Origin of the sequence: Cytobacillus dafuensis, assembly GCF_007995155.1 — a bacterium.
In the GTDB taxonomy this organism is placed as follows: domain Bacteria; phylum Bacillota; class Bacilli; order Bacillales; family Cytobacillaceae; genus Cytobacillus; species Cytobacillus dafuensis.
In genome coordinates this window covers 2,604,294-2,627,203 of record NZ_CP042593.1, presented here as the reverse complement: position 1 = coordinate 2,627,203, position 22,910 = coordinate 2,604,294, and the positions used below count along the sequence as shown (strand labels likewise).

At 34.8% G+C, this 22,910-nt stretch carries 22 protein-coding genes, 1 pseudogene and 1 riboswitch; of the genes and pseudogenes, 14 read left to right on the top strand and 9 right to left on the bottom strand.

All coding sequences use genetic code 11. The annotated features are described in order from the left end of the window. Positions 1 to 305 precede the first annotated feature (305 nt). From FSZ17_RS12445 to FSZ17_RS12430, 4 genes are all read left to right on the top strand, one after another. Positions 306 to 764 (top strand): nucleoside deaminase, encoded by a 459-nt coding sequence (locus FSZ17_RS12445; protein WP_057776427.1) that lies wholly within the window; start codon positions 306 to 308, stop codon positions 762 to 764. A 78-nt stretch (positions 765 to 842) separates the two neighbouring features. Then, the gene (locus tag FSZ17_RS12440) at positions 843 to 1,136 is read left to right on the top strand and encodes a substrate-binding domain-containing protein (RefSeq protein ID WP_228460351.1); all 294 of its coding nucleotides are present in this window, start codon (positions 843 to 845) and stop codon (positions 1,134 to 1,136) included. 320 nt (positions 1,137 to 1,456) lie between these two features. Beyond that, positions 1,457 to 1,867 (top strand): VOC family protein, encoded by a 411-nt coding sequence (locus FSZ17_RS12435; RefSeq protein WP_185150617.1) that lies wholly within the window; start codon positions 1,457 to 1,459, stop codon positions 1,865 to 1,867. A 406-nt stretch (positions 1,868 to 2,273) separates the two neighbouring features. Continuing rightward, a complete protein-coding gene (locus FSZ17_RS12430; RefSeq protein ID WP_057776433.1) occupies positions 2,274 to 3,434 on the top strand; it encodes an acyltransferase family protein in 1,161 nt (386 codons plus the stop codon). Between the two features lie 377 nt (positions 3,435 to 3,811). Here FSZ17_RS12430 and FSZ17_RS12425 read toward each other — a convergent pair whose 3' ends face one another. The 4 genes from FSZ17_RS12425 to FSZ17_RS12410 all read right to left on the bottom strand — a co-directional run bounded on the left by FSZ17_RS12425 (position 3,812) and on the right by FSZ17_RS12410 (position 6,116). Beyond that, complete coding sequence (locus tag FSZ17_RS12425) at positions 3,812 to 4,063, bottom strand: hypothetical protein (RefSeq protein WP_057776435.1); 252 nt, start codon at positions 4,061 to 4,063, stop codon at positions 3,812 to 3,814. A gap of 26 nt (positions 4,064 to 4,089) precedes the next feature. Next, positions 4,090 to 4,320 (bottom strand): hypothetical protein, encoded by a 231-nt coding sequence (locus FSZ17_RS12420; RefSeq protein ID WP_057776436.1) that lies wholly within the window; start codon positions 4,318 to 4,320, stop codon positions 4,090 to 4,092. A 36-nt stretch (positions 4,321 to 4,356) separates the two neighbouring features. After that, on the bottom strand, positions 4,357 to 4,950 hold the full coding sequence (locus tag FSZ17_RS12415) for a TetR/AcrR family transcriptional regulator (RefSeq protein WP_057776438.1): 594 nt from the start codon (positions 4,948 to 4,950) through the stop codon (positions 4,357 to 4,359). A gap of 605 nt (positions 4,951 to 5,555) precedes the next feature. Further along, positions 5,556 to 6,116: an NADPH-dependent FMN reductase gene (locus FSZ17_RS12410; protein WP_057776440.1), complete on the bottom strand. Its 561-nt coding sequence runs from the start codon at positions 6,114 to 6,116 to the stop codon at positions 5,556 to 5,558. Between the two features lie 74 nt (positions 6,117 to 6,190). Between FSZ17_RS12410 and FSZ17_RS12405 the strand changes: the two genes are divergently transcribed. The 6 genes and pseudogenes from FSZ17_RS12405 (at position 6,191) to FSZ17_RS12380 (ending at position 12,173) form a co-directional block, all read left to right on the top strand. Then, on the top strand, positions 6,191 to 7,282 hold the full coding sequence (locus FSZ17_RS12405; RefSeq protein ID WP_057776442.1) for a low temperature requirement protein A: 1,092 nt from the start codon (positions 6,191 to 6,193) through the stop codon (positions 7,280 to 7,282). 1,032 nt (positions 7,283 to 8,314) lie between these two features. Then, complete coding sequence (locus tag FSZ17_RS12400; protein ID WP_057776444.1) at positions 8,315 to 9,211, top strand: S16 family serine protease; 897 nt, start codon at positions 8,315 to 8,317, stop codon at positions 9,209 to 9,211. Between the two features lie 665 nt (positions 9,212 to 9,876). Next, a complete protein-coding gene (locus FSZ17_RS12395) occupies positions 9,877 to 10,341 on the top strand; it encodes a GNAT family N-acetyltransferase (RefSeq protein WP_057776446.1) in 465 nt (154 codons plus the stop codon). A gap of 26 nt (positions 10,342 to 10,367) precedes the next feature. Next, positions 10,368 to 10,709: pseudogene (locus FSZ17_RS12390) on the top strand (hypothetical protein); the annotation flags it as partial. Positions 10,710 to 10,807: 98 nt separating this feature from the next. Further along, positions 10,808 to 11,167 (top strand): hypothetical protein, encoded by a 360-nt coding sequence (locus FSZ17_RS12385; protein ID WP_146846456.1) that lies wholly within the window; start codon positions 10,808 to 10,810, stop codon positions 11,165 to 11,167. Between the two features lie 226 nt (positions 11,168 to 11,393). Further along, positions 11,394 to 12,173 carry an alpha/beta fold hydrolase gene (locus tag FSZ17_RS12380; RefSeq protein ID WP_057776450.1) on the top strand — a complete coding sequence of 260 codons (780 nt, stop codon included), beginning with the start codon at positions 11,394 to 11,396 and terminating at the stop codon, positions 12,171 to 12,173. Between the two features lie 500 nt (positions 12,174 to 12,673). Here FSZ17_RS12380 and guaC read toward each other — a convergent pair whose 3' ends face one another. Both guaC and FSZ17_RS12370 read right to left on the bottom strand, forming a co-directional pair. Continuing rightward, positions 12,674 to 13,657: a GMP reductase gene (gene guaC / locus FSZ17_RS12375; RefSeq protein WP_057776452.1), complete on the bottom strand. Its 984-nt coding sequence runs from the start codon at positions 13,655 to 13,657 to the stop codon at positions 12,674 to 12,676. A gap of 83 nt (positions 13,658 to 13,740) precedes the next feature. Beyond that, a riboswitch (purine riboswitch) is annotated at positions 13,741 to 13,839 on the bottom strand. A 338-nt stretch (positions 13,840 to 14,177) separates the two neighbouring features. Next, positions 14,178 to 15,512: a uracil-xanthine permease family protein gene (locus tag FSZ17_RS12370; RefSeq protein WP_057776454.1), complete on the bottom strand. Its 1,335-nt coding sequence runs from the start codon at positions 15,510 to 15,512 to the stop codon at positions 14,178 to 14,180. Positions 15,513 to 15,704: 192 nt separating this feature from the next. Between FSZ17_RS12370 and FSZ17_RS12365 the strand changes: the two genes are divergently transcribed. The 3 genes from FSZ17_RS12365 (at position 15,705) to FSZ17_RS12355 (ending at position 19,125) form a co-directional block, all read left to right on the top strand. Next, positions 15,705 to 16,679 (top strand): aromatic ring-hydroxylating dioxygenase subunit alpha, encoded by a 975-nt coding sequence (locus tag FSZ17_RS12365; RefSeq protein WP_057776456.1) that lies wholly within the window; start codon positions 15,705 to 15,707, stop codon positions 16,677 to 16,679. 700 nt (positions 16,680 to 17,379) lie between these two features. Next, a complete protein-coding gene (locus FSZ17_RS12360) occupies positions 17,380 to 18,750 on the top strand; it encodes an aldehyde dehydrogenase (RefSeq protein ID WP_057776458.1) in 1,371 nt (456 codons plus the stop codon). Between the two features lie 111 nt (positions 18,751 to 18,861). Beyond that, positions 18,862 to 19,125, top strand: coding sequence for a hypothetical protein (locus FSZ17_RS12355; RefSeq protein ID WP_057776460.1), 264 nt, complete (start codon positions 18,862 to 18,864; stop codon positions 19,123 to 19,125). A gap of 51 nt (positions 19,126 to 19,176) precedes the next feature. On the opposite strand, the gene trhA is transcribed toward FSZ17_RS12355, so the two are convergent. Beyond that, positions 19,177 to 19,824 (bottom strand): PAQR family membrane homeostasis protein TrhA, encoded by a 648-nt coding sequence (trhA, locus tag FSZ17_RS12350; RefSeq protein ID WP_057776462.1) that lies wholly within the window; start codon positions 19,822 to 19,824, stop codon positions 19,177 to 19,179. Positions 19,825 to 19,960: 136 nt separating this feature from the next. On the opposite strand from trhA, the gene FSZ17_RS12345 reads away from it, so the two are divergent. Next, positions 19,961 to 20,545 carry a DUF1836 domain-containing protein gene (locus tag FSZ17_RS12345; protein ID WP_057776464.1) on the top strand — a complete coding sequence of 195 codons (585 nt, stop codon included), beginning with the start codon at positions 19,961 to 19,963 and terminating at the stop codon, positions 20,543 to 20,545. 152 nt (positions 20,546 to 20,697) lie between these two features. Here the strand turns inward: FSZ17_RS12345 and FSZ17_RS12340 are convergent, their stop codons facing one another. Further along, the gene (locus FSZ17_RS12340) at positions 20,698 to 21,201 is read right to left on the bottom strand and encodes a hypothetical protein (RefSeq protein ID WP_057776467.1); all 504 of its coding nucleotides are present in this window, start codon (positions 21,199 to 21,201) and stop codon (positions 20,698 to 20,700) included. Between the two features lie 597 nt (positions 21,202 to 21,798). Further along, complete coding sequence (locus FSZ17_RS12335) at positions 21,799 to 22,827, bottom strand: LLM class flavin-dependent oxidoreductase (RefSeq protein WP_057776469.1); 1,029 nt, start codon at positions 22,825 to 22,827, stop codon at positions 21,799 to 21,801. Positions 22,828 to 22,910: the final 83 nt, after the last annotated feature.

The following is a 22,910-nucleotide window of genomic DNA, read 5'->3' as shown; positions in this document are numbered from 1 at the left end:
TGAATATTTGAATATAGTATGATAAAAATCTACTCCTTATTCTTAAATCTGTCAAAGTAATTTTATTAATAATTAGTTGATTAAAAGAGTTTAAGAACCAATTAAAAGCGAAAAAAGAAAAAAATTCATACAAAAATGAGGAACTAATTTACTACTTGAATAATTCAGGATATATTCTTATCTATATCAAATTTAAATTTTTATCGGAATCACCTTAAATATATATAACTGGACGAAGGAATAAATTGATGTTTAAATGAAGGCAAGAATGATGGTCTCTAAACCTTTAGAAGGGAGTTCTAATAATGGATCAATTCATGAAAAAGGCTATTCAATTAGCAGTAGAAAATGTGGAGCAGGGAGGACAGCCTTTCGGAGCTGTACTAGTAAGAAATGGCGAGGTGATCGCTGAAGGAGTAAATGAACTTCATATCCGTTTTGATGTCAGTGGCCATGCAGAATTATTGGCGATCAGAAGGGCACAAGAAATGCTGCAAACTTTGGATTTAGGTGATTGTACTATGTATGCAAGTGGTGAACCATGTGCCATGTGTTTAACTGCCATGTACTTTGCGGGTATTAAAAAAGTCTATTTTTCAGCAACGGTCGATGATGCAGAAAAAGTTGGTTTAGGATTGTCCAAAATGATTTATCTAGATCTCACTAAAGAGAGACACGATAGAAAAATTGATATGATTCACATGCCGAATAACCAAACTCAACCTGATCCCATGAAAAATTGGAAGGAAAAAGGGAGGAACTAATCTGAGGGGGATTTCTTTTTAGAAAGTGGCATGCAATTAACAGCAATATTGATGAAGGAACATTAAAATGTAGATGGGATTTTTCTTGTTAGTGATTTTATGGCATTAGGTACTTTAAAAGCATTAAAAACACTTAATATCCATGTGCCAAAAGATGTTGCTGTCATAGGCTTTGATGGAATAAAGCTAACTGAAATTGTTGAACCTGAAATCACTACCATTGAACAACCGATTTATAACATTGGTGCAGCTGCAACGGATAAGTTAATTAGACTGATTGAGATCGGCTTTGAAGATATACCGAATTTTGACTTAAATGCGCGGCTAGTCAAAAGAGAATCAACATTAGGATTCCTGCAAAAAAATAAATAAATGATTGGATCATATTTTAAAGTCCTGTGTTGATGGGGCAGTTGACAAACTAATAGGATTTAACAAGACCTGTGTAGAATTTAATTATTCTATATCTAAGAATGAATTCATATCCTATATGCCTAAATTTAACGGAGAAGCTGTAGATATTAGTGGAATGAGATAGAATTGTTTTTTTATGTATTATATCCACCTTATTACATTACTAAATACCAGCTAATCAAGCGTTAGGTGATATTCCACAATCGGGCCATTTAATTGAATAAAAAAGGATATTTCACGAAACAATTGAACTAATAATTAATGGCTCAGACTCCAACTTGAACAATAGGAGGTGTAACAAATGGTCGATCTTCCGTAATCCCCAAGTAATTCTGTTCAGTTCGGATGTAGTAAGAGCAGCTACGTTTTACGAGAGTCTGGGATTCACCGAGTCCTTTCGAGTGCCAAACGATGGCGAACCGATTCATATTGATTTGGTTCTCGATGACTATAGAATAGGCATCGCATCTGTTTCCTCTACGCGCGACGATCACAGCCTCGCCCACGTGTCTCATGGGCAGCTTGTTGCAGTGATTTTGTGGACGGATGACACTGCTGCCGCCTTTGAAACCGTCACCTCGAATGGTGCCAAAGCCCTGGTCTCACCGCATGAATGGCTCGGTCGGCTGCTCATTGCTTGGATTGCAGATCCGGACGGTAATCCAATTCAGATTGTGCAAAATCTCTGACGATGCACTGTCATCTCAGGCAACGGTTAGCATTCTTCATTGCAGTTCTCCCTATGCTAACGAAGCAAGACGATAAAATACAACAGCTTTCTGATCTAGGGTATTTTTGCAAATCAAAAAAAGGGAATAAGGAGTACTTCGTAAAAATTAAGGTGGTACTCCATGTTCTTATATCTCGTTCAAGGGATTCTACCGATCCTTAGCAATCGTGTGCTATTCCCTTACAAGGATTAGCGTCTATAAATTACATAGATGTATAAAATAAAATTCGCATTAGGACGATAATGCTAAACAGTTATTGATTTTAATGAATGTAATTATTTACTATATATAAAACTCTTTTCCTATAATAGTAAAAATACGCTATTATTTAAGTGTAACTTTTAATGGGAATGGGGTTTTAAAGGTGAAAAAAGAGAGTGATCATTTATATTTCATCGATAATATAAAAATAGCTTTAATTATGCTTGTAGTAGCTCACCATGCTGGACAAGCCTATGGACCAGGTGGTTGGTGGTATTTTTTGGATGATGAATCTATCAACTGGTTGGGTAGATTTTTCTCTGTAAATGCAGCATTTTTTATGAGTATGTTTTTCTTTTTATCAGCCTATTTTCTCCCTCAATCAATCGCGAGAAAAGGGCCGAAACGATTTTTAAAAGAACGATTTATTAGAATTGGTGTTCCATTACTACTGGGATTTCTCGTGATAATTCCTATTCTGATGTATTTATATTACATTAATTTCAGAGATTATGAACCCATCTCATTTTTTTCTTACTATGTTAATATATTTTTTGGACTTGGTAATGAACCTACGAATTGGTCTGGGCCATCATGGCCTGATATGCAATTTGGCCATTTATGGTTTTTAGAGCATTTACTTGTGTATGCGGTTGTGTTTTCGGTCTGGACCTTCTTTACATCTAAGAAATCCACAAAAAAATCTTATGGAAACATTAAGGTTTATCAGATTCTCTCCCTGTGGTTGGTCGTTAGTTTAGTGACTTTCATTACAAGGATATGGTTTCCTATTGATCATTGGTCAGCTTTCTTAGGATTTATTCAAACAGAATTTGCACATGTACCACAGTATGTGAGTTTCTTTTGTTTAGGCATTATGGCTTATCATCGCAAATGGTTTTTAACTTTGAGTGCGAGAGCAGGATACACCTGGCTTGCTATTGGAATATTTATAGTAACTATTTTGTATTTTGGAGGGAATACGGTATATCCTTTTCTTTTAAAGGGTGGTCAAAACTTCGGTTCGTTGGCTCGATCATTTATTGAGACGTTACTGTGTATTTCGCTTATTATTGGTCTTCTCATTTTATTTAGAGAAAAAATTAACGGCACTAATCGTTGGTCAAAGATGTTATCAAACAATGTATTTGTTGTTTATTTCATCCATGTCCCAGTAGTTGTCTTCTTCCAATATACATTGAATGACCTACCAATATCAGTCTGGGCTAAATTCCTTATAACAGCATTTTTAGGAATTATATTAAGCTTTTTGCTAAGTCATTTTGTATGGCGAAAGATTCCATACCTCAAAAAAATGATGTGAACGGAAATAATATTTAAATAAGTAAAAAGTCAAAAAGCCAGCAATAATGCTGGCTTTTATCTTAGTAGGAAGACGATATGCAGTAATCTTATTCAACAATCGGGCGCAATTCAGCAGCAAGAATTACGCTCTTTCTTTATGTATAGGGCCATTTAATGGAATTACACATCTAAATTAAAAAGGGGTTTTATTTTATATATGTGTTGGTTTGCGAAACATTGTACTTAGGCTAACGATGCAGTTTAGTGGAAGAAGGGTATCGAATAATACCCACTATTAATTTTCGGATTTTATTTATTCTTCCCATTTATCTATAAAAAAATAGACTATATTTCTATAGTCCATACTTCACCACTATACAAAAAAGCTAATGTTACTTATCTAATCGTTTTTACACTTTGTCGATATATGAAAACACAGCTTATTATTCCAAGTCCACCAAATAACAAAATCCATTTGTTATTGAAAAAAAATCCATACGCCAGAATTGCACTACCCATAATTCCACTTGAAAATGCACTGAATACTATGGATTTTTTAGTTGGTTTAGTGAATCGAATAGAGGTTCCCAGATTTTTATTTCCCCATTTACAAGCAGCATCCATTATCATATACATTTTATCTAACATCTTTTTCCCTCCCTTTTCTCCTAATTTTAAAATACGATGAAAAAAGCAAAAGTGTTAGACAGAGCACCCAAAAAAGCTAACAATGAAATTGATAAACAAACCATTCCGACAACCTTTTTCGTCTTCTGTTCTCTATTCTTTTTGGATATTAAAATTAACCCTGAAATTAGTAGGACGATCGCTACACTGATATTAAACACGATAAAGAAAGGTGCTGTTTCTTTAAGAAAGTCTATAATACTCCAAAATAAACTCATTGCTATCCCGCCTATTCTATATTTGAAATAGATCCTCTACTCAAAAACACTTGCTACCATCTGTTTAGTCATAAATTTAAAAGCAGCTAAATGATCACAATTCTTTGAAATCCCTTCTTTACTTGCAATACTTGAAAGAAGTACGGAGAAAATAGAAAAAGCTAAATTTTCGGGAACTTTTAATTTGAGATCTGCTCGCTTGATTGCAATACGAAAAAGATCATTACTATCAAATGTTAGTTTTTCTTTCATTTCCTCGGATAATTTACTATAAAATGATGTGAAATCGGTGGTTTTTACGTCATAAAGAAATGGTTTACTTTCGTATTCATAGTAAAGCTGAATTATTGCTGTTTCAAAGCCGGACTTTTCAGGGCGTTGTTTAATTCGCTCAATAAAATTTCCATAAATAGTTTCTTGAATGTCATACAAAACTTCAAAAAAAAGTTCTTCCTTACTTGAATAAAATTTATAAAAAGTACCTGTTGATATTTCAGCTTTCTCACACAATGCGCTAATACTTGTTTCTTTATAACCCTTAGAAATCCAAAATGCCATACACTCATCTTTCAATTTACGTTTAATAAGAATATTATCTTCTTCTGAAAAAACCTTTTTTCCTCTTGCCATAGGTGAACCCCCCTTTTTTATGAATATATAATACGAATATTCATGTAATATATTCATATATTACCATCAACATTGACTCTTAACAAGGGATTAAAGAATATATAATTTCCTTTTTTAGCTGTAGCTTTAAAACAAAGTCTAGGACCGATAACAGCTGAGGGCCATTAATTTGTACTTGAGTTAACAATCGAGGGTTGTTTTTCAGAAGTATTAGTTTAAATAAAGATGTCGTTCTTATTAAACTATCGGGCGCTTTAATGGAGCAACGAAAAAAGCCTAATTTCTCAATTTTAATACTGAGAAATTAGGCTTTTTAATATTAGAATTTCCTTAACGTTGTAAATATACGGTTCCTGACACTACCTCAAGTTGGATGTGCAAAATACCGTCAAAAGTGACACGTCCTTTTTGAACCAGAACGATCGTGTTCAGAAAAGGACGAGTTTTGGAACATAGATGGCAGATGTACAACCTAAAAATCTACGTAGTGAAAATTCATTGAAATTTACTATTAAAAATGTAAAGGAAGCACTTCATGAAATAACTCTTTTGAGTTTTCTGTCAGGAAAATGCAAGTAAGTTTTGATGATATTTGGTTTCTTTTATTAATCTAAAACGGGAGTATGATCGATCCAATGAATAAATTGCTGTAAATAACGCTGAAGATATCGTTGTGTTTTTTCGTCAGTAAGCACTTTCTGATCAGAGTCAATTTTTTGATGTACTTGCGAAATTAGTACTTTTTGAAACGGAAGAACATGAACTTGCATAGCTTCTAGTATTTGTCTGATTTGCATTTGAGAAGAAGCTGTGCCCAATCCTCCTGGAGTTGCTCCAAGTACTCCAACTGGCTTTCTATGTAGAACCGAAGACTTCGTTGGTCTTGAAGCCCAATCCAGCGCATTTTTTAATACACCCGGAATGCCAGAATTGTACTCTGGGCTTACGATGATGATACCGTCAACTTCTTCAACGGAAGACTTAAATAATGTTACAGACTCTGGATCACCGTCTACTTCTAAATCTTCATTAAATAAAGGAAGATCTTTTAGTTCGATCCAGCGAAATTTGATGGAATCATCCATGTCTATCAGCGCTTGAGCAATAATTCGATTATAAGAATCTTTTCTTAAGCTACCACAAATAAGGCCAATGCTTTTGGTCATTTCGATTTCCCCTTTCTTTTTCAAATCATTTTCATCATACTATAATCTATTAGGGGATAGGAAGGAATGCAGAAATGGAAGAAAAGAAAGTTACGTGGTTAGAGCTCTTTTATGATTTGCTATTTGTGGCAGCTGTAGCGACTGCAACTCATGTTTTACTTCATGTTGAAAAGGGATATATTCATCCAGAATATTTATTGAAGTTTGTCTTAATGTTTATCCCGATCTGGTGGGCTTGGGTAGGACAAACGATGTTTATTAATCGGTTTGGACAAGATTTTTTGCATCAACGCATCTTTATGATTCTTCAAATGTTGTTTGTCCTTATTATGACATCGAGCTTATCGGTTGATTTCGATCAATACTATCTCCCTTTTCTTATTGGCTATATTGGATTAAGAGCACTAACAGCGATCCAATATCTAGTTGTACGGAGTTTAGAAGAAGGGGATAGGAAAAAGGTAGCTCAATATTTAGGAACGCGTTTTTGGATTGGAATCATCATATCATGTTTCTCTATCTTATTTGATTCATGGATTCGATATAGCGTATTGTATGCAGGAATTTTTATTGATATTATTGTGCCATTTTTCGGACGTAAGTATTTGGTGAAAGCTTCGTCCAATACTGTTCATTTATTAGAACGTTTTGCTTCATTGACATTAATCCTTTTCGGAGAATCCGTCGTCAGCACCCTTTCTGTGCTACAGCCACAAAAAGGGGATTGGGATTCAATCTCATTTTCGATAATATCATTTATTCTAATCATTTCGATGTGGTGGCAGTATTTCGAAAATGTGGAAAAGAAAGTTGACAAATCGATCCAAACATCCGGCCAAACCATTATTTACGGTCATCTGTTTATTTTAATTTCTTTGAGCATGATTGCAGCTTCTATCAAGCTGTTGTTTTTACATGAGGTCCATTATTCATTTATGTTATATTTTGTATTTAGTTCTGTACTGCTCTACTTCATTGCAACTTCTATTGTTTTTCATCAATATAGGTACGAACAACACCGTTTGAAAATTTATCATTTAGGGTTATTCTTAGGGATTTTAACAGTCTTTTTTATTTTTAACTTGTTCATAGTTGTTCCAAACATAGTCATAATGGGGGAATTAACCTTGTTTTTTATCATTTATGCTAAATTAACAACCACTTAAATAAAATCCGGAAGTTTTATAATGGGGTTTATCTCCGAGAAATAAAAATTTTCAATGTTAGGGGTAGAGCTTCACAACTTTTTTATAAACATCGCAACTTTATTCCAAAGCTACAATTAAGAAACCCGGCTAATCTTCTCATGTGAAGGTATCTGGGTTTTAAAGTTAGGTGTGCAAAATAGCACTTAAAATATGCGCAAAATATCTCCTAAAGTGACAATGAAAAATACTAATAAAACTCAGTGTCTAAAATTTTTAAATTATAGAAGAGTTTTGGAACAAATAATAACTTATTATGGAATGTGTGCTTTTTTAATTTTGTTCAGCAATCGGGCCAGATTGTTGAATATCATTCTTTTATGAAAGGTTACCAAACGAGGGTTTGGGGACAAATATTAGAAAAATATAAAACGACTTGAATACTAATATTTCAAGTCGTTTTTGTATCTACAATCAAGTTAAAAGGCACGATATTTTTTTAAGCTAACAATATTTAATAAGGTGTACCTAAATCCAATAATAATTTGTGGGAGATATGAAAAAGTTTAACATTTTTTCTTTTTGCATTTTTTATTATCGGCGAATATTGCGATAAAGGTACCAGACAAAACAGTCATCCATAAAATGAGATCCATTTTTTCACCTCCAATCGTTAGTTTAATATACGTCCGATAATAAAAATAAGTTTGGGAAACACAGTAATAATTACCATTCAAAATGGGAACAAGTTACTTCGTTAATGAGGGAAATGTAATTGCGGATTATCGAGGAAAAATAAAAAGTTAATGTCACATTACGTCGACATTATACAGTAGCTTATTCCATTATAGGGCGCAATTCTGTAGCAAGAAATGTGCTTATTTTTTATGTAAAGGCCAGTTTAGTTCATAAGCAAAATGGATTTTTGATAATCTTAAATGGGGAATTTATTCAAAAATGGAACCCCAATTAGTTTCAAACGTATTAAAAATAAAGTAGCAAGTTAGATATATAAGAATACATGAACTGACTAACAGGGGGCGTGGTTACTAAATGAATAAATCAAGTAACGTTATTGGTATATTATCTATTCTTTTTTATCTTCTATTTCTATTTTTATATATTCAAGATATCATCAATGAATTTCTATTTTTATTTATATTGTTTATAAGCTTAATTATCTTGCTGATTATGTTTGTAGTGTTTCGAAAAAACCATGTTACTAAAAGGAAAATTGCAATTGTAACTTTCATCATCTTTGTATTGTTTTGCTATGAGATGCCACTAATAGGATACTACACATCACCCTCACACCTTGCTTACGCATATTCGGAACCCACTGAGGTATTAGAAGGTTCTGGAATCTATTCTATAGGGGTAAATCAATTAACCTTAGAAAATGAAAAAAGTAAACAAGCGGTTGAGGAACTTTTGACCAAACAACATGTAGATGTACTGTCCGTTATTGAAGTGAATAATAAAACTATATATGGTATTAAGAATAGACAAATATTAGAGTGGCTACATCTTCGAAAAGAACATTCACCAGAAGAGACGAAGGAGAATGTGGCTCTATATTTAGGACGTGAAGATGAATGGATTAAAAATTTCCTTAGTCGTAGCGATATTGGAGGAGATAGTTCAGGTCTTAGTCTAGCATTAAGTGGTCGAATCAAACAAGGTGATTTCCATAATCAATTACCCATTGCAGTTACTGGTTCAATTAATAAAAATGGTAACGTTTTTAGAGTTGGTAATATGAAAGAAAAAATACAAATTACCGAAAAAACTGGCATTCCTTTTATGATCATCCCAAGTGAAAATGCTGAAGAAGTAGCAGCAATACAAAAAGAAATAAAGGCAAACGTTGAAATTTTTGATGTGTCACATGTCGATGAAGCTGTTCAATTAATACACGATTTAAACGAAAAAACTTTAGATAACAATTAAAAGTATTAAAAGTAATAAGTACTAATTTCTTATTCAACAATCGTGCGCAATTCTTGAAGAGGAATTGTGCCTTTTTCAGTAATAGGGCGAGATTGTGGAGCAACACAGTTATGGTATTATACTAAAATTAGGAATATATTGTGAAGAAATGTACTTAAAGTAACGAAGCAGGTTAATTTAAGTACATTTCTTCACAAAGTAGAAAAAGCTGATCTTCCAAATTAGGAAAATCAGCTTTTTTATTACTCAAATGTACGTCCGGCTTGAAAATTGCACACTGAAGCGTTCATCCCATATACAGCCGCTGTATCCCATTTTCCCGGGGGATTATATATGCGTTTTCAAACATCAAATATACTTCTTTTAACATCAACAGTACTTTTTCTAACGTCTAACTATCAAACGATCACTTCGAAAAGGATTTTGATTAATTACAGCATTCTTTTTTAAATCGTAGTATTGTTCACTTTATGCCATTTATTTTTCTTAAATAAAAAAAGTTTACCCTTCCAGAAGGAACTTTTCAGGCATATTTTATTGTAGTCCAACGGTCTATGATTGAGCTAATTGTTTACCTCCAATAAGAAGGAGGAAACCGGAATTTTCCTCTTATTACATTGTTCAAAGTAATGCAAAAACGTCTAAATGGCTTAGGAGGTAGGGAGATGAAATTTAAGATTTTACCATCAAAAAATACAGAAGCATACGAATTGTTAAAGATTCAAAGAGAAGCGTTTTATTCCGATTTAATGAAATATAAGGATTACGATACAAATCCAGCAACTGAATCATTGGAATATTTTTTATTTAGAATGGAAAACTCATTGCATTATTCTATTTTTGTTGAAGATAAGCTTGCAGGCGGAATCTGCATTGTCATACAGACCTATACTCATTATTATTTGTTTTCGATTTTTCTTAGCTCTCGATTTCAAAACAAAGGTTTGGGTTCTAAAATAGTACAGGAGCTAGAAAGACGATTCCCTCATGTACGAAAGTGGTCGCTTCATACCCCAAAAGATGATCATCGAAATCGCCATTTTTATGAAAAACTCGGGTTTGAAAAAACAGGGCAGGAACCAATAAACCAGTACTTGACACTTATAAATTATGAAAAGAATATGCGGTAAATTTAGCCGTATTCATAATACTCCCTTTAGGATTGTCAGAAGAAGGATCACTGCATTTATTAAAATTAATTGATAAAGGCATACACGTAAAAGCAACAGGTTTTGGGCGTGTGGAACAGAATGTTGAAAATGCTTTAAAATCCATATATGAGACAAATCCTGATGCACTTATGTTTGGAACAGATTTTCCATCTACAAGAACAAAAAGATCTTTTGAGTATGGAGATATTGAATTGATTCAGCACCTATTTGATGAACAGGCTACCGATAAAATCCTGTACACGAATGCTTTAAAATGTATTTCTAGTAATTCAGCTTTAATTAGATTTAGAATGAAAATTGTAAAGTTTGTGAAGAAGTGTACTTAAAGTAACGGGGAGAATTTCTTCATTCTAACCAAAGAACTGGTAGAAAAGAGTTTTAATTAACAATTTTGATGATCTTGGGATAAAACTTGGTTTTAGTTATGACACATTGTGGTAATCCAGTAAATCGATCTGACTCTGTTCAATCCAATAAATCTAAACATTTGGTCATCCATAAAACTGTGGAGGTGATTACTACGAACAAGACAATTTACGATCACGCTGCTGAGATCACCCGAGATGTTATTAAAGCAAGAGGAGAGGCTATTGACGGAGATAAGGATATAATTGAAATCTTCCTAAGTGATCAAGCCGTTACCAACTTATATAAAAAAGTATTTAGAGGGCTAAATGAACAGTTATTTTTATATGAGAGTGCTGTGTGGAAGTATAATTTCCTCCCACCATCGAGCTGTTACCATCCTAATGTATTTCAAAAACAACAGTGGCCTGTCGTGTGAGGGGTAGAGCCCCTAACGAAAAGAAACGTGTGGATTTCATATTTGACCAAAACTTTAACATATCAGAAGAGATTGTGAATAAATGTACTTAAATTAAAGGGAACGCAAAGTTCAAGAGACCCCGTCCTTCTTGGCTTCTCTGGCATACAACTTGAATTAGTACTCATCTATGTTAACCAAAATGAATATCTATTGTTGAAACCACATTAACTAGGGAGGAATCTTCATGGGATACTTTGTTATTGTAGAGCCAGGTGTGAGCTTATATGTAGAAGATATTAACCCGGAAGGAAATAAGACCATCGTATTTTTACATGGCTGGCCGTTAAGCCATAAACAGTTTGAATATCAGTTTAATGTTCTTCCAGCTATGGGCTATCGCTGTATTGGTATAGACTGGAGGGGTTTTGGCAATTCAGATAAACCAATGAGCGGCTATACTTTTAACAGACTTGCAGATGATATCCGCACAATAGTTAGTACACTTCAAATAAACAATTTTACTCTTGTAGGTCACTCTACAGGCGGGGCTATCGCAATTCGTTATATGTCTCGTCACAACGGTTTTGGGGTATCAAGGCTTGTTCTTATTGATGCAGCAGCTCCAACTGGATTTACCGTAGAAACTGCTAATAACTTTCTAAAAGAAACCTTAAATGACCGGCCTAAAATGATGCAGGACGTAACAGATGGATTTTTCTTTCAGTATATAACTAAACCATTTTCGGACTGGTTTTTACAAATGGGATTACAAGCAGCAAGTTGGTCGACAGCTGCTATTATAACTACATTAAGAGATGAAAAGCTAAATGCGGATCTTCCAAAAATTAATGTCCCTACTTTAATCATTCACGGTATTCATGACAAAGTTATTCCATTTGCACAAGCTCAGGAACTAAATAAAAAAATAAGAAATTCACAGCTTGTTCCGTTTCAATATAGTGGTCATGGGGCTTTCTGGGAAGAGCGTGACAAGTTTAACCAAGTATTGACACAATTTACTTAGTTGAAACTTTGACCAAAATTCAAATAAACGGAGAACGTTAGCACAATAATAGAGTACACTTCACGGACATTAAAATATTTGCTGTAATTATTAGACTCGATACATTGTTGAAGTAAAAGATTTGTTTGTTCAACAAGCTATAGGGCTACAATTATAATCATTATCTTGATCTTCCGCAATCGGGCGCTTTTCTGTAACAAGGATCAGCGCTTATTTTCATTATAGGGCCATTTAATGTAGTAAGAATCTTAAACTAAATTTGATATTTATGTTAATGTTTGTATGGAGTTTATTAAAGATTGTACTTAAACAATTGTGGCAGTTCTATTAAACAAGAATCTTGTGTAAAGATTGATGTCCTCAAGAATATATAACATATAAAAAATGTAAAAACAGCATACTTAATCACTACGGATTTAGTATGCTGTCTTGCTTTGACCATCTAATTTTCTCCATAAAATGAAACTACTTGCCTTTAGATGCTTTTATTCAATTCGGCTTTAATATACTTTATCTCCATTAAAAATAGAGTTTTTGACAATAACATAATCTACGTGACGAATGGAATCTAAAGTGGTTCCACCAGCATATGAAATAGAAGATTGAAGATCTTGTTCCATTTCAGTTAACGTATCCTGTAAGGAACCTTTATGTTCAACGTACATTTTTTTACCTTCTACGTTCTTCTTTTCACCCTTTTGAAATTCAGAAGCAGAGCCAAAATATTCCTTAACAAACTTTCCGTCTTTTTCGATGGTTTCTCCTGGTGATTCTTCATGTCCGGCAAAAAGGGAACCAATCATGACCATCGATGCACCGAAACGGATTGATTTAGCTATATCACCGTGTGTACGTATTCCACCATCAGCAATAATCGGTTTACTTGCTGCCTTTGCACACCAACGAAGTGCTGCCAACTGCCAGCCCCCAGTCCCGAATCCAGTTTTTATTTTTGTGATACATACTTTACCAGGACCAATCCCAACTTTTGTCGCATCCGCACCGGCATTCTCAAGTTCTCGCACAGCTTCAGGAGTACCAACATTACCAGCAATGACAAAGCTCTTTGGTAGGTATTTTTTTATATGCTTAATCATATTAATGACAGCATTTGAATGACCATGTGCAATGTCGATCGTTATGAATTCAGGGGTAAGCTCTGCCTTTGCAAGCTCTTCAATGAAGTGATATTCTTCTTCCTTCACTCCAACACTTATGGAAGCGTAGAGACCTTTTGCCTGCATATCCTCTACAAATGACGGCCGTTTTTCTGGCTCAAAACGGTGCATAATATAAAAATAATTATTTTCTGCAAGATAAAGGGCTATCTTTTCATCAATGATTGTTTGCATATTGGCAGGCACAACAGGAAGTTTAAATTGACGGCCTCCTAGTGTTACAGTAGTATCACATTCAGAACGGCTGTTAACCACACATTTATTTGGAATTAACTGAATATCTTCATAATCAAATACATTTTCCATGATGCACACTCCTAAAAGAATAATTTTAATAGTAATATTCCTCAAAATCATAAAATAACAAAAAATCCTAACTAAAAATGGGTAGAGTAATCCCACCCATTCGTAGTTAGGATTTTTGGCTCCTAGTAGAAACTCTTAGACCATATTTCTAAGAATATACGAATGATGTTAAATAATTTATTTAAACACAATTTTGATTATAAACGAACTTTTATTATCTGTAAACGTATAATGTTCGGTTTTTGATAAAAAACTTGTTGGGTTTGAACGGTATCAACAAAAAAATCAGGTTTTCTTAAAAAGGGGAGAATATTAAAACAATTTATTTTATAATTTTTTGTTTTTCTAGAACATCAGCTAACTTATCATTATCAGAATCATTGATAGAAAATGATAAAAGTATTTTGTGAAAATCAAACTTAAATCTGCTGAAGAAGAATCCATTTTAATCATCTTTTATAAAAATGGATTCTTCTTATTTACCATAAAAAAGGGTTTGTATGGAATTCTTGATCAAACTTTATTTAACCGCAAACTCTTTAGAAGATTTTTCTTTAGTTTCTGGTATGACTAAATTTAATATTACGGTTGCCAAGGCTCCTACTGAGATCCCTGACGATAAAATATAATTTGCCCAATCAGGCGCACTGTATAAAACTTCCTTAGGCAAGAAAGTAACGGCCATTGTTAAAAGAATTGGAATTCCAATGACCATCATATTGCGGTCATCAATGACAATAGGTTGGATAACCTTCATACCGTTCGTTACAATTGCCACACACACGATACCAAAGATCCCATTGATCACTGGCTCAGGTATGCAAGTAATAGCCGTTGAGAGCTTAGGTACAAGGCCTAGACAAACAAGAATTAATCCGCTCGCCATAATCGCTAATCGACTCGCTACTCCTGTGATGGCAAGAAGTCCTGCATTAGAAGAATAACCTGTCATTGGTGTACTGCCAAAAATGGCACCTACAAAACAGCCAAGGCCTTCGCCAACAGAAGCACGATTCAATCGTTTTTCATCGAGCTCTTTACCTGTTACTGTTGAAACAACAAACCATGTTCCTGTTGTCTCAATTAAGATAATAAAATAAACAAAAACCATTGTTATAATAGCACTTACATTGAAAACCGGCTTACCAAATGGAAGGAATGAGGGCAAAGAGAACCAATCAGCCTGTTTGACTGGAGAAAAATCAACGCCACCAAAAAAGCTGGCAGTTAAAGTTCCAGCAATAATGGCAATAATGACAGACACTAAACGGAAAAAGGTACCGATTCCATGCGTTTTTCTGCCAAGAAGCATGCATATGATTAAAACCCCTGCAGAAACGCTCGCTACTATGATATTATCGCCGATATTTCCTGGAGCATGAAAAACATTATTCAGTCCTATTGGCATTAAAGCAATTCCAACAATAATAATGACCGTTCCTCCGACGAGTGGTGGAATAATCCTTTTAACGACCTTTGCAAACCATTTCAGCGGATAACCAATGAGAGCCACAATAATCGCGCCTGGAATTAAACTTCCAGCAATTGCTCCTAATCCAAGTTTTCCTCCAATTGCAGCAATCGCCCCGATTGGAACATACGAGGGTCCTTGCACAACAGGCAGCTTTATGCCAGCACCTGTCTGAATTAATGTCGCAATCCCTGTTGCCAAAAAACACATTTGGATGAAGAAAGAAGTATTTTCAGTTCCTAATGAAAGTAGTCCTGCGATGATGATTGGTGCGATATACAAATCCATTGCAAGCACATGCTGTGCTCCAAGAAGGAGCGCTTTTCCATAACTAATTTTATCATCAACGCCGATGATGATCCCGTTATTCGGTTTCTGTTCCAAAAGGTATTCCTCCTCAAATTTTCGCAATATTACTCTTTTCAACAGGATTATATTAAAAAAACAATCGTTTGTATATAAAAAACGAACATTTTTTTTATTTTATTATTTTTCGTTCGGATTTTGTGTTGACCAATTGATTATCTCTTATTACAATGAAATCAGATAATAAGAAAATGGTTGGAGGTATACAACTTGATACAAGACAAAGTTTTACTAAATGACTGGATTGTAGCTTGCCGTTCTGAGGATGTTAAAGATAAACCGATTCAGGTCGTTTTAATGGGAGAGCGTTTGGCAGTCTTTAGAAATAACGAAGGAGTTCACGCTTTTAAAGATTTATGTATTCATAGAGGAGCAGCACTTTCGCTAGGGGAAGTTAAGAATGATTGCCTTGTTTGTCCTTACCATGCTTGGGAGTACAACCATGAAGGCGAGTGTGTGAAAATTCCCCAGCTGCCAGAGGGTAGAGTGATTCCGAAAAAAGCGAAAGCTGAAAGCTATTCATGCATAGAAAAATATGGGTTTATCTGGGTGAACTTAGCCAATAATAAACCTGATTTATTCCAGTATAGTGAGATGGAGTCGAAGGAATTTCGTAATGTTATTTGGGGACCACAGGAAGTCAATGCAAAACCGCCAAGGATTATTGAAAACTTCCTTGATGTTGGCCATCTTGCAGTTGTTCACCTTGGATTTTTAGGAACAGAAACACATAGAGTGATAGAAGACTATAAAATAAATAATATAAACGGCAGGATCTATTCTGATGAAATTGCCATTTTTCAACCGGACCCCGATGGTTCAGGAAAGCCGAAATATGTTTATTATACGTATGAGATTGTTCGTCCTTTAACAGTAAAGTTTACGAAAAGAGATCGAGAAAATGACTCAGAAATGACGATTTTATTAACAGTTCGTCCTGTTGATGAAAATACATCAGTTGCATACGGAATCCTATCCTTTAATTATGATACTGGTACAACGGATGAAGAAATTATTCAGTTTCAAAATGAAATTTTTGCTCAGGACAAGCCAATCGTAGAAAACCAAAAACCAGAAGAGCTTCCGCTTGATTTACAAGTTGAGCTTTCACTTGTTTGTGACCGTATGAGTATTGCATATAGACAATATTTAAAGGAACTCGAAGTTAAATTAGGGACTGCTTAAAGAATGGAATGGGGACCAAATAATGAAACTTGGTCCCCATTATAAAGGCAATTCGTTTTCATTATTTCTGCACATTTCCTGATTGAGGACGAAAGAAGCCATGAACCAGATAAAATCCCCGAGACCTGTCCTGATTGAGGACGAAAGAGGCCACGTACCAGCTAAAATCCCCGAGACCTGTCCTGATTGAGGATGAAAGAAGCCATGAACCAGCTAAAATCCCCGAGACCTGTCCTGATTGAGGACGAAAGAAGCCATGAACCAGCTAAAATCCCCGAGACCTGTCCTGATTGAGGACGAAAGAGGCCACGAACCAACTAAAATCCCCGAGACCTGTCCTGATTGAGGATGAAAGAAGCCATGAACCAGCTAAAATCCCCGAGACCTGTCCTGATTGAGGATGAAAGAAGCCATGAACCAGCTAAAATCCCCGAGACCTGTCCTGATTGAGGACGAGAGAGGCCACGAACCAACAAATAACCCCTCGACCTGTCCACATTAAGCATGAATAAAGCCATCAACCAATCAAATACACCATCACCTATTTTCATTGAGAACGAAAAAAACCTCTAAGTACTTCTTTTTTTATTAGTTGAATTCTAAAAAGAAATACTTGTAAATTGTCACGGATTACTTACATAATTAAACCAAAGTAAATGAAATAGCTGATCGTGAATTTGCTATTATTGGGGGAATCAAAATGAATATATACAGAGAATTAGTTCAAAAACAGAGGGCATTTTTTTTACAAGGTAAAACGAAGGAAGTTTCTTTTCGGTTAAAGAATTTGGAAACATTACGAGAGTTGATTCGCTCGAATGAGCAAGAGCTGATGGAAGCCCTTAAAGTGGATTTAAATAAAAGTGAGTTTGATGCCTATTTAACCGAAATAGGTATTGTTTTAGAAGAGATTCGTTTTACAATAAAGAATCTTAAAAAATGGGCAAGGCCTAGAAAAGTAAAGACGAGTTTAGCAACCATCGGGTCAAAAAGCTATATTTATCCAGAGCCATATGGTGTTGCGCTAGTGATTTCTCCTTGGAATTATCCATTTCAATTGGCGATTGCGCCTTTAATTGGTGCAATGGCTGCCGGGAACTGCACGATATTGAAGCCATCTGAATTAACACCGAGAACATCTGCTATTCTAGGCAAAATAATTAGTGAAAATTTTCCAGAGGAGTATATTGCAGTTGTTGAAGGCGGCGTGGAAGTGAGCAACGCACTTTTAGAAGAAAAATTAGATTATATTTTCTTTACTGGCAGTGTATCCGTAGGTAAAGTCATCATGAATGCAGCAGCGAAAAATTTAACACCAATTACATTAGAACTCGGTGGAAAGAGTCCATGTATTATTGATAAAGATGCAAACTTGAAGTATGCCGCAAAAAGAATTGCTTGGGGGAAATTCATAAATGCTGGGCAGACATGTGTGGCCCCAGATTATTTATATATTCATAGTCAAATAAAGCAGCCTTTTCTAGAAGAATTAAGAAAAGCCATTCAAGAAATGTATGGGGAAACGATTTTCGAATCGGGTCATTATACAAGAATTGTGAGTGAGAGACATTTCAATAGACTCGTTGCGTTCCTTGATAACGGAAAAAAAATCTTTGGTGGGAGTTATAGTTTTGAAGCATTATCCATTGAACCAACCATTCTCGATCATATTACCTGGGATGACGAGATCATGGGTGAAGAAATTTTTGGACCAATTTTACCCGTTTTAGAATACAATGACCTTGAAATCATGATGAATGAAATAAAAGTCAGGCCAAAGCCGCTCGCCTTGTATATTTTTTCTGAGAATCAAGAGGTTCAAAACAAAATATTAAATGATATTTCTTTCGGTGGCGGCTGTATTAACGATTCTTGCTATCATTTAAGTTCCCCTTATTTACCTTTTGGAGGAGTAGGAGAAAGCGGGATCGGTTCTTACCATGGGAAGGGCAGCTTCGATGTCTTTTCACATGAGAAAAGTATATTAAAGCAGACAACGAGATTTGATCTGCCCTTTAGATACCCAAATACGAAAAATGCTTTAAAGTATGTAAAGATGTTCCTTAAATAAAAATAAAAGGTAAAAAATGATCATTTAATATTTGTCATATTATTGGTAAACTTGTATAGGAATTTATTGATTACTTTTTCCATTATATATATATAGAAAGGAGAGAAGAGAATGGAATATTTTATTGGGTTGGCTGTAAGTATAGCGTGTTGCGTGTATTTGGTTATTGATGCACCAAAGCATGGAAAAAGCCCTGTCTTATGGGGAATCCTCGGTTTTATCTTAGGACTACTTGGATTAGGGATATATTTAATTGCGACAGGCAGAAAAGTGCTAGGCTGGATTATTGTTGCATTATTTATTCTTTTTATCATCGTCATTATTATTCTAATTGTCTTATTTTTTTCATTATTTATGAGTTTTTCAGGTTTTTAATGAGTAAAATCCGCTTCCTTAATGGGAGCGGATTTTTTTTACCATACTAACCTACAAAACATATAAAAACACACAAAGGAAATGAGCCATGCTTCCCATCATAATAAAAATGTGAAAAATTTCATGAAAGCCAAAATATTTAAATTCTAGAAATTTAGGTTTAACAGCATAAATAACTCCACCAATTGTATATAGAATGCCACCTAGCAATAATAATAGGAGTCCTTCAGAGCTTAAAGTCTTGGATAGAGGTGAAAAGGCAAAAATGATGACCCAGCCTAGTGCAACATATAGGGCAGTTGAAAGCCATCTTGGACAGTTAAACCAGATCATTTTAAAGAAAACGCCAACTACCGCTACAATCGTAACGATTGAGAAGATCACCCAGCCTGTTACGCCATGTAAACTAATAAGACAAAACGGTGCGTACGATCCTGCGATTAAGACAAAGATCATGGAATGGTCTAAGCGTCTTAAGAATGCGATGACCTTGTCTTTTGCTATAACCATATGATAGGTCGCTGACGCTGAATATAGTAAAATCATACTGATACCGAATATCGCGACGGATGTAATCACTAGCGCTGATGTAGTTGTGGATGCAGCTTTAATGACCATGGAAAGAAGGCCAACAAAGGATAAAATAGCTCCAGCTAAGTGGGTAAGACCATTGATGGGTTCTCTAATATAAGTTGTCATCATCAATCCTCCTAATATGTCTGTATGTAGTTTTAATAACTACTTAAAATAATATAACCATTTCATTATGTAGTCAACATTTACACAAAACTTTTTTTCGAGTAAAATAATTAAAAAACTACAGAGGTTTATGTGTATGGAAAATCTTCAGAAAATAATTAATTCACTTAATTTAGAAAATCAAATTAGAATAGAAGACATCCCGCAAATTGATTTATATATGGATCAGGTTATCCAGCTGTTTGAAAATAAATTTAGCGGGTCGAAACGTAACGATGAGGATAAGGTACTCACCAAAACAATGATTAATAATTATGCGAAAGGGAAGCTATTTTTCCCTATTAATAATAAAAAATATTCAAAAGAGCATCTCATTCTCATAAGCCTTATTTATCAATTAAAAGGTGCTCTTTCGATTAATGACATTAAAGAAACTCTTTCTGGTATAAATGAGAGAGTAATGAATCGCGATATTAATATAGATCAATATTATGAAACCTTTCTTCATTTAACGAGTAAAAACAATGATGCTTTTAAAGAAGACATAGAGATAAAATTAAAAGAAGTAAAAGAAGAAGTGATGGAGCTAGAAGATAGCCATTCAGCAGAACTAGAAAATATCCTCATGATCGCTTCGCTTGCCCATATGAGTAATTTATATCGTCGAGCAGCAGAAAAGCTTGTTGATGAAATGGGCGATAATGGAGTAGAAAATAAATAGTAGAAACTTCAATTTGTAATCAATATAAGGCTCTGTTTTGTGTAACGGGTTCGGTTGATGGGGAGAAGAGTAATAATTTCAGTAAAAACGGAGTGCCATTCGCACTCCTTTTATTTCTAAAAAAACATTGTCATTAGCAATATTATTAGAACTTAATTATTTACTAAAAGATCCAGCAGTTTTTCTGACTTAATAATAAAAGTTTTCCAATCGTTACTGATGGTCATATCCATTCCAAAACCTACATTTTGAAGTTTTGATTGTAAATCTTCAAAATCATTTTTGTCACTCTGAGTTAATACATCAAACTTATACAATTCATCATGAGGGTATTGTCTTAATGCACTATTTAGACGCTCCATTGTCATTCGCTCATCGTTTGAAAGCCAGCCTGAGTATTTACCACTATTTGTTGCAACATCTAATCCATTTAAAACATCACCTAATTGAGTTGTAACGAGGTTGGGGTCAGACCAATCGTTCTTTTTTTGATGTTCTATTAAACCATCAAGTTCTACAAGTTTATATTGTACTTCTGTGTAAAATAATTCTTTATGAACTAAACTCATTTTTAAGTATCCAATAACCAAACAAACTATCAAAAGTGAGTTTACTACTAATGAAATAACAAAAATGGTTTTCTGTTTTTTACTCACTATACTCCTCCTTGTTTTTTATTTATATTAACATAAAAATTCCAATTCTCTTCAAAAAATAAGCCAGCTTCGTATTTAGCGAACTACCTCAGATAAATTATTTCTTTTAAATCCAACTTTTTATCGCAGATTAACTGGCAGTAAGACCCCCACTTCAAGGTTGCGAGAGAATTAAAGAAATTTAAGTGGGGGATCAACTGCCCGTAAAGGCCCGACGATGGACACGATGTCCTAGTCAGGCGAAAGCCACAGGACGTGGCGTTTTGAGCGTGATTGGTTCAACTAACCATCAGTGGGGGATGAAAGAAAACCCCCACTGATGGAAGTTTCACTTTATTTGTAATTCCCAATCGTTGTACGGGTTTAGCACAAGTATCAACAACACCGCATAAATTTACGAGGTTTTGTTATTTTTTATGCGTATTGATATGTTAATTAGTGTGTTAAATCTATCAAAGTGTAGATATAACAACAAAAAAGGGGACACCAATTCATATATGAATTGCGTCCCCAATTAGGCGGTTATTTATTGTTTTCTCACCGATAATCGAAGCTGTTCCGATTTGTGAAGGTTTTTATTGATTTTTTTAAACGATATCAATGCCTTTTAAAAATTTCGGAAACAAGTTCAAACGAACGAAGGCGATCGTCGTGATTAAAAATTTGAGCATTGATCATGAATTCATCTGCCATCGTTTCAATGAGAAAATGTTGCAGCTTATCTTTTACCATTTCTTGATTGCCAACAATGGAGGATCCCAGCTGTTTTTGAAGAAGTGCCTTCTCATACTCACTCCAAAGATTGTCCATATTATCAACTGGTGGCTTTAATTGACCAGGAGTATTGCGAATCAGACCAAGAAACTGCTGCTGCATCGAGGTTGCAAGCCATTTTGCTTTTTCATCTGTATCTGCTGCAATCACATTAACTCCTACCATGGCATAAGGTTTCTCCAGAATACTTGATGGCCGGAAGCTGCGACGATATAAGCTGAGTGCAGGTAATGTGTTTTCTGGTGAAAAATGACTTGCAAAAGCAAATGGAAGCCCAAGCTGACCAGCGAGCTGCGCACTGTATCCGCTTGAACCAAGCAGCCAAATCGGAATTTTCAATCCCTCACCAGGGACTGCTCGAACATGAAGAGGTTCTGAAGCTCTTGATGGATCGAAATACATCCGCAATTCCTCTAACTGTTCTGGAAAGTCAGAGCCATCACTTCTGCGATCACGCCTTAATGCCCTTGAAGTTAATTGATCCGTTCCAGGTGCACGTCCAAGGCCAAGATCAATCCTTCCTGGGTACAATGATTCGAGTGTGCCGAATTGCTCTGCAATGATTAAAGGAGCATGATTTGGTAGCATAACTCCTCCTGAGCCAACACGAATCGTGGATGTCCCATTTGCTACATAGCTAATAACGATAGACGTTGCCGAGCTTGCAATCCCTTGCATATTATGATGCTCTGCTAGCCAGTAACGGTGATAACCCCATTTTTCTGCATGTTGTGCTAAATTTAATGTTTTTTGAAGCGATTCAGCTGCTGAACCGCCAACAACGATAGGAGATAGGTCAAGAACAGAATATCGTATATTTTTTAATGATTTATTTTGTGAAAGATAAGACATAAACTCAGCCTCTTTCTTAAAAAGTTCACTTTAAAGATATATTTGATTGTCATTTTATCAATTTTTTATCATACGGCAAAACA

Coding starts and splice junctions, on each gene's coding strand:
- FSZ17_RS12445 (WP_057776427.1), top strand. CDS start 306: ATGGATCAATTCATGAAAAAGGCTATTCAATTAGCAGTAGAAAATGTG.
- FSZ17_RS12425 (WP_057776435.1), bottom strand. CDS start 4,063: ATGTTAGATAAAATGTATATGATAATGGATGCTGCTTGTAAATGGGGA.
- FSZ17_RS12420 (WP_057776436.1), bottom strand. CDS start 4,320: ATGAGTTTATTTTGGAGTATTATAGACTTTCTTAAAGAAACAGCACCT.
- FSZ17_RS12415 (WP_057776438.1), bottom strand. CDS start 4,950: ATGGCAAGAGGAAAAAAGGTTTTTTCAGAAGAAGATAATATTCTTATT.
- FSZ17_RS12410 (WP_057776440.1), bottom strand. CDS start 6,116: ATGACCAAAAGCATTGGCCTTATTTGTGGTAGCTTAAGAAAAGATTCT.
- FSZ17_RS12405 (WP_057776442.1), top strand. CDS start 6,191: ATGGAAGAAAAGAAAGTTACGTGGTTAGAGCTCTTTTATGATTTGCTA.
- FSZ17_RS12400 (WP_057776444.1), top strand. CDS start 8,315: ATGAATAAATCAAGTAACGTTATTGGTATATTATCTATTCTTTTTTAT.
- FSZ17_RS12395 (WP_057776446.1), top strand. CDS start 9,877: ATGAAATTTAAGATTTTACCATCAAAAAATACAGAAGCATACGAATTG.
- FSZ17_RS12385 (WP_146846456.1), top strand. CDS start 10,808: ATGACACATTGTGGTAATCCAGTAAATCGATCTGACTCTGTTCAATCC.
- FSZ17_RS12380 (WP_057776450.1), top strand. CDS start 11,394: ATGGGATACTTTGTTATTGTAGAGCCAGGTGTGAGCTTATATGTAGAA.
- guaC (WP_057776452.1), bottom strand. CDS start 13,657: ATGGAAAATGTATTTGATTATGAAGATATTCAGTTAATTCCAAATAAA.
- FSZ17_RS12360 (WP_057776458.1), top strand. CDS start 17,380: ATGAATATATACAGAGAATTAGTTCAAAAACAGAGGGCATTTTTTTTA.
- FSZ17_RS12355 (WP_057776460.1), top strand. CDS start 18,862: ATGGAATATTTTATTGGGTTGGCTGTAAGTATAGCGTGTTGCGTGTAT.
- trhA (WP_057776462.1), bottom strand. CDS start 19,824: ATGACAACTTATATTAGAGAACCCATCAATGGTCTTACCCACTTAGCT.
- FSZ17_RS12345 (WP_057776464.1), top strand. CDS start 19,961: ATGGAAAATCTTCAGAAAATAATTAATTCACTTAATTTAGAAAATCAA.
- FSZ17_RS12335 (WP_057776469.1), bottom strand. CDS start 22,827: ATGTCTTATCTTTCACAAAATAAATCATTAAAAAATATACGATATTCT.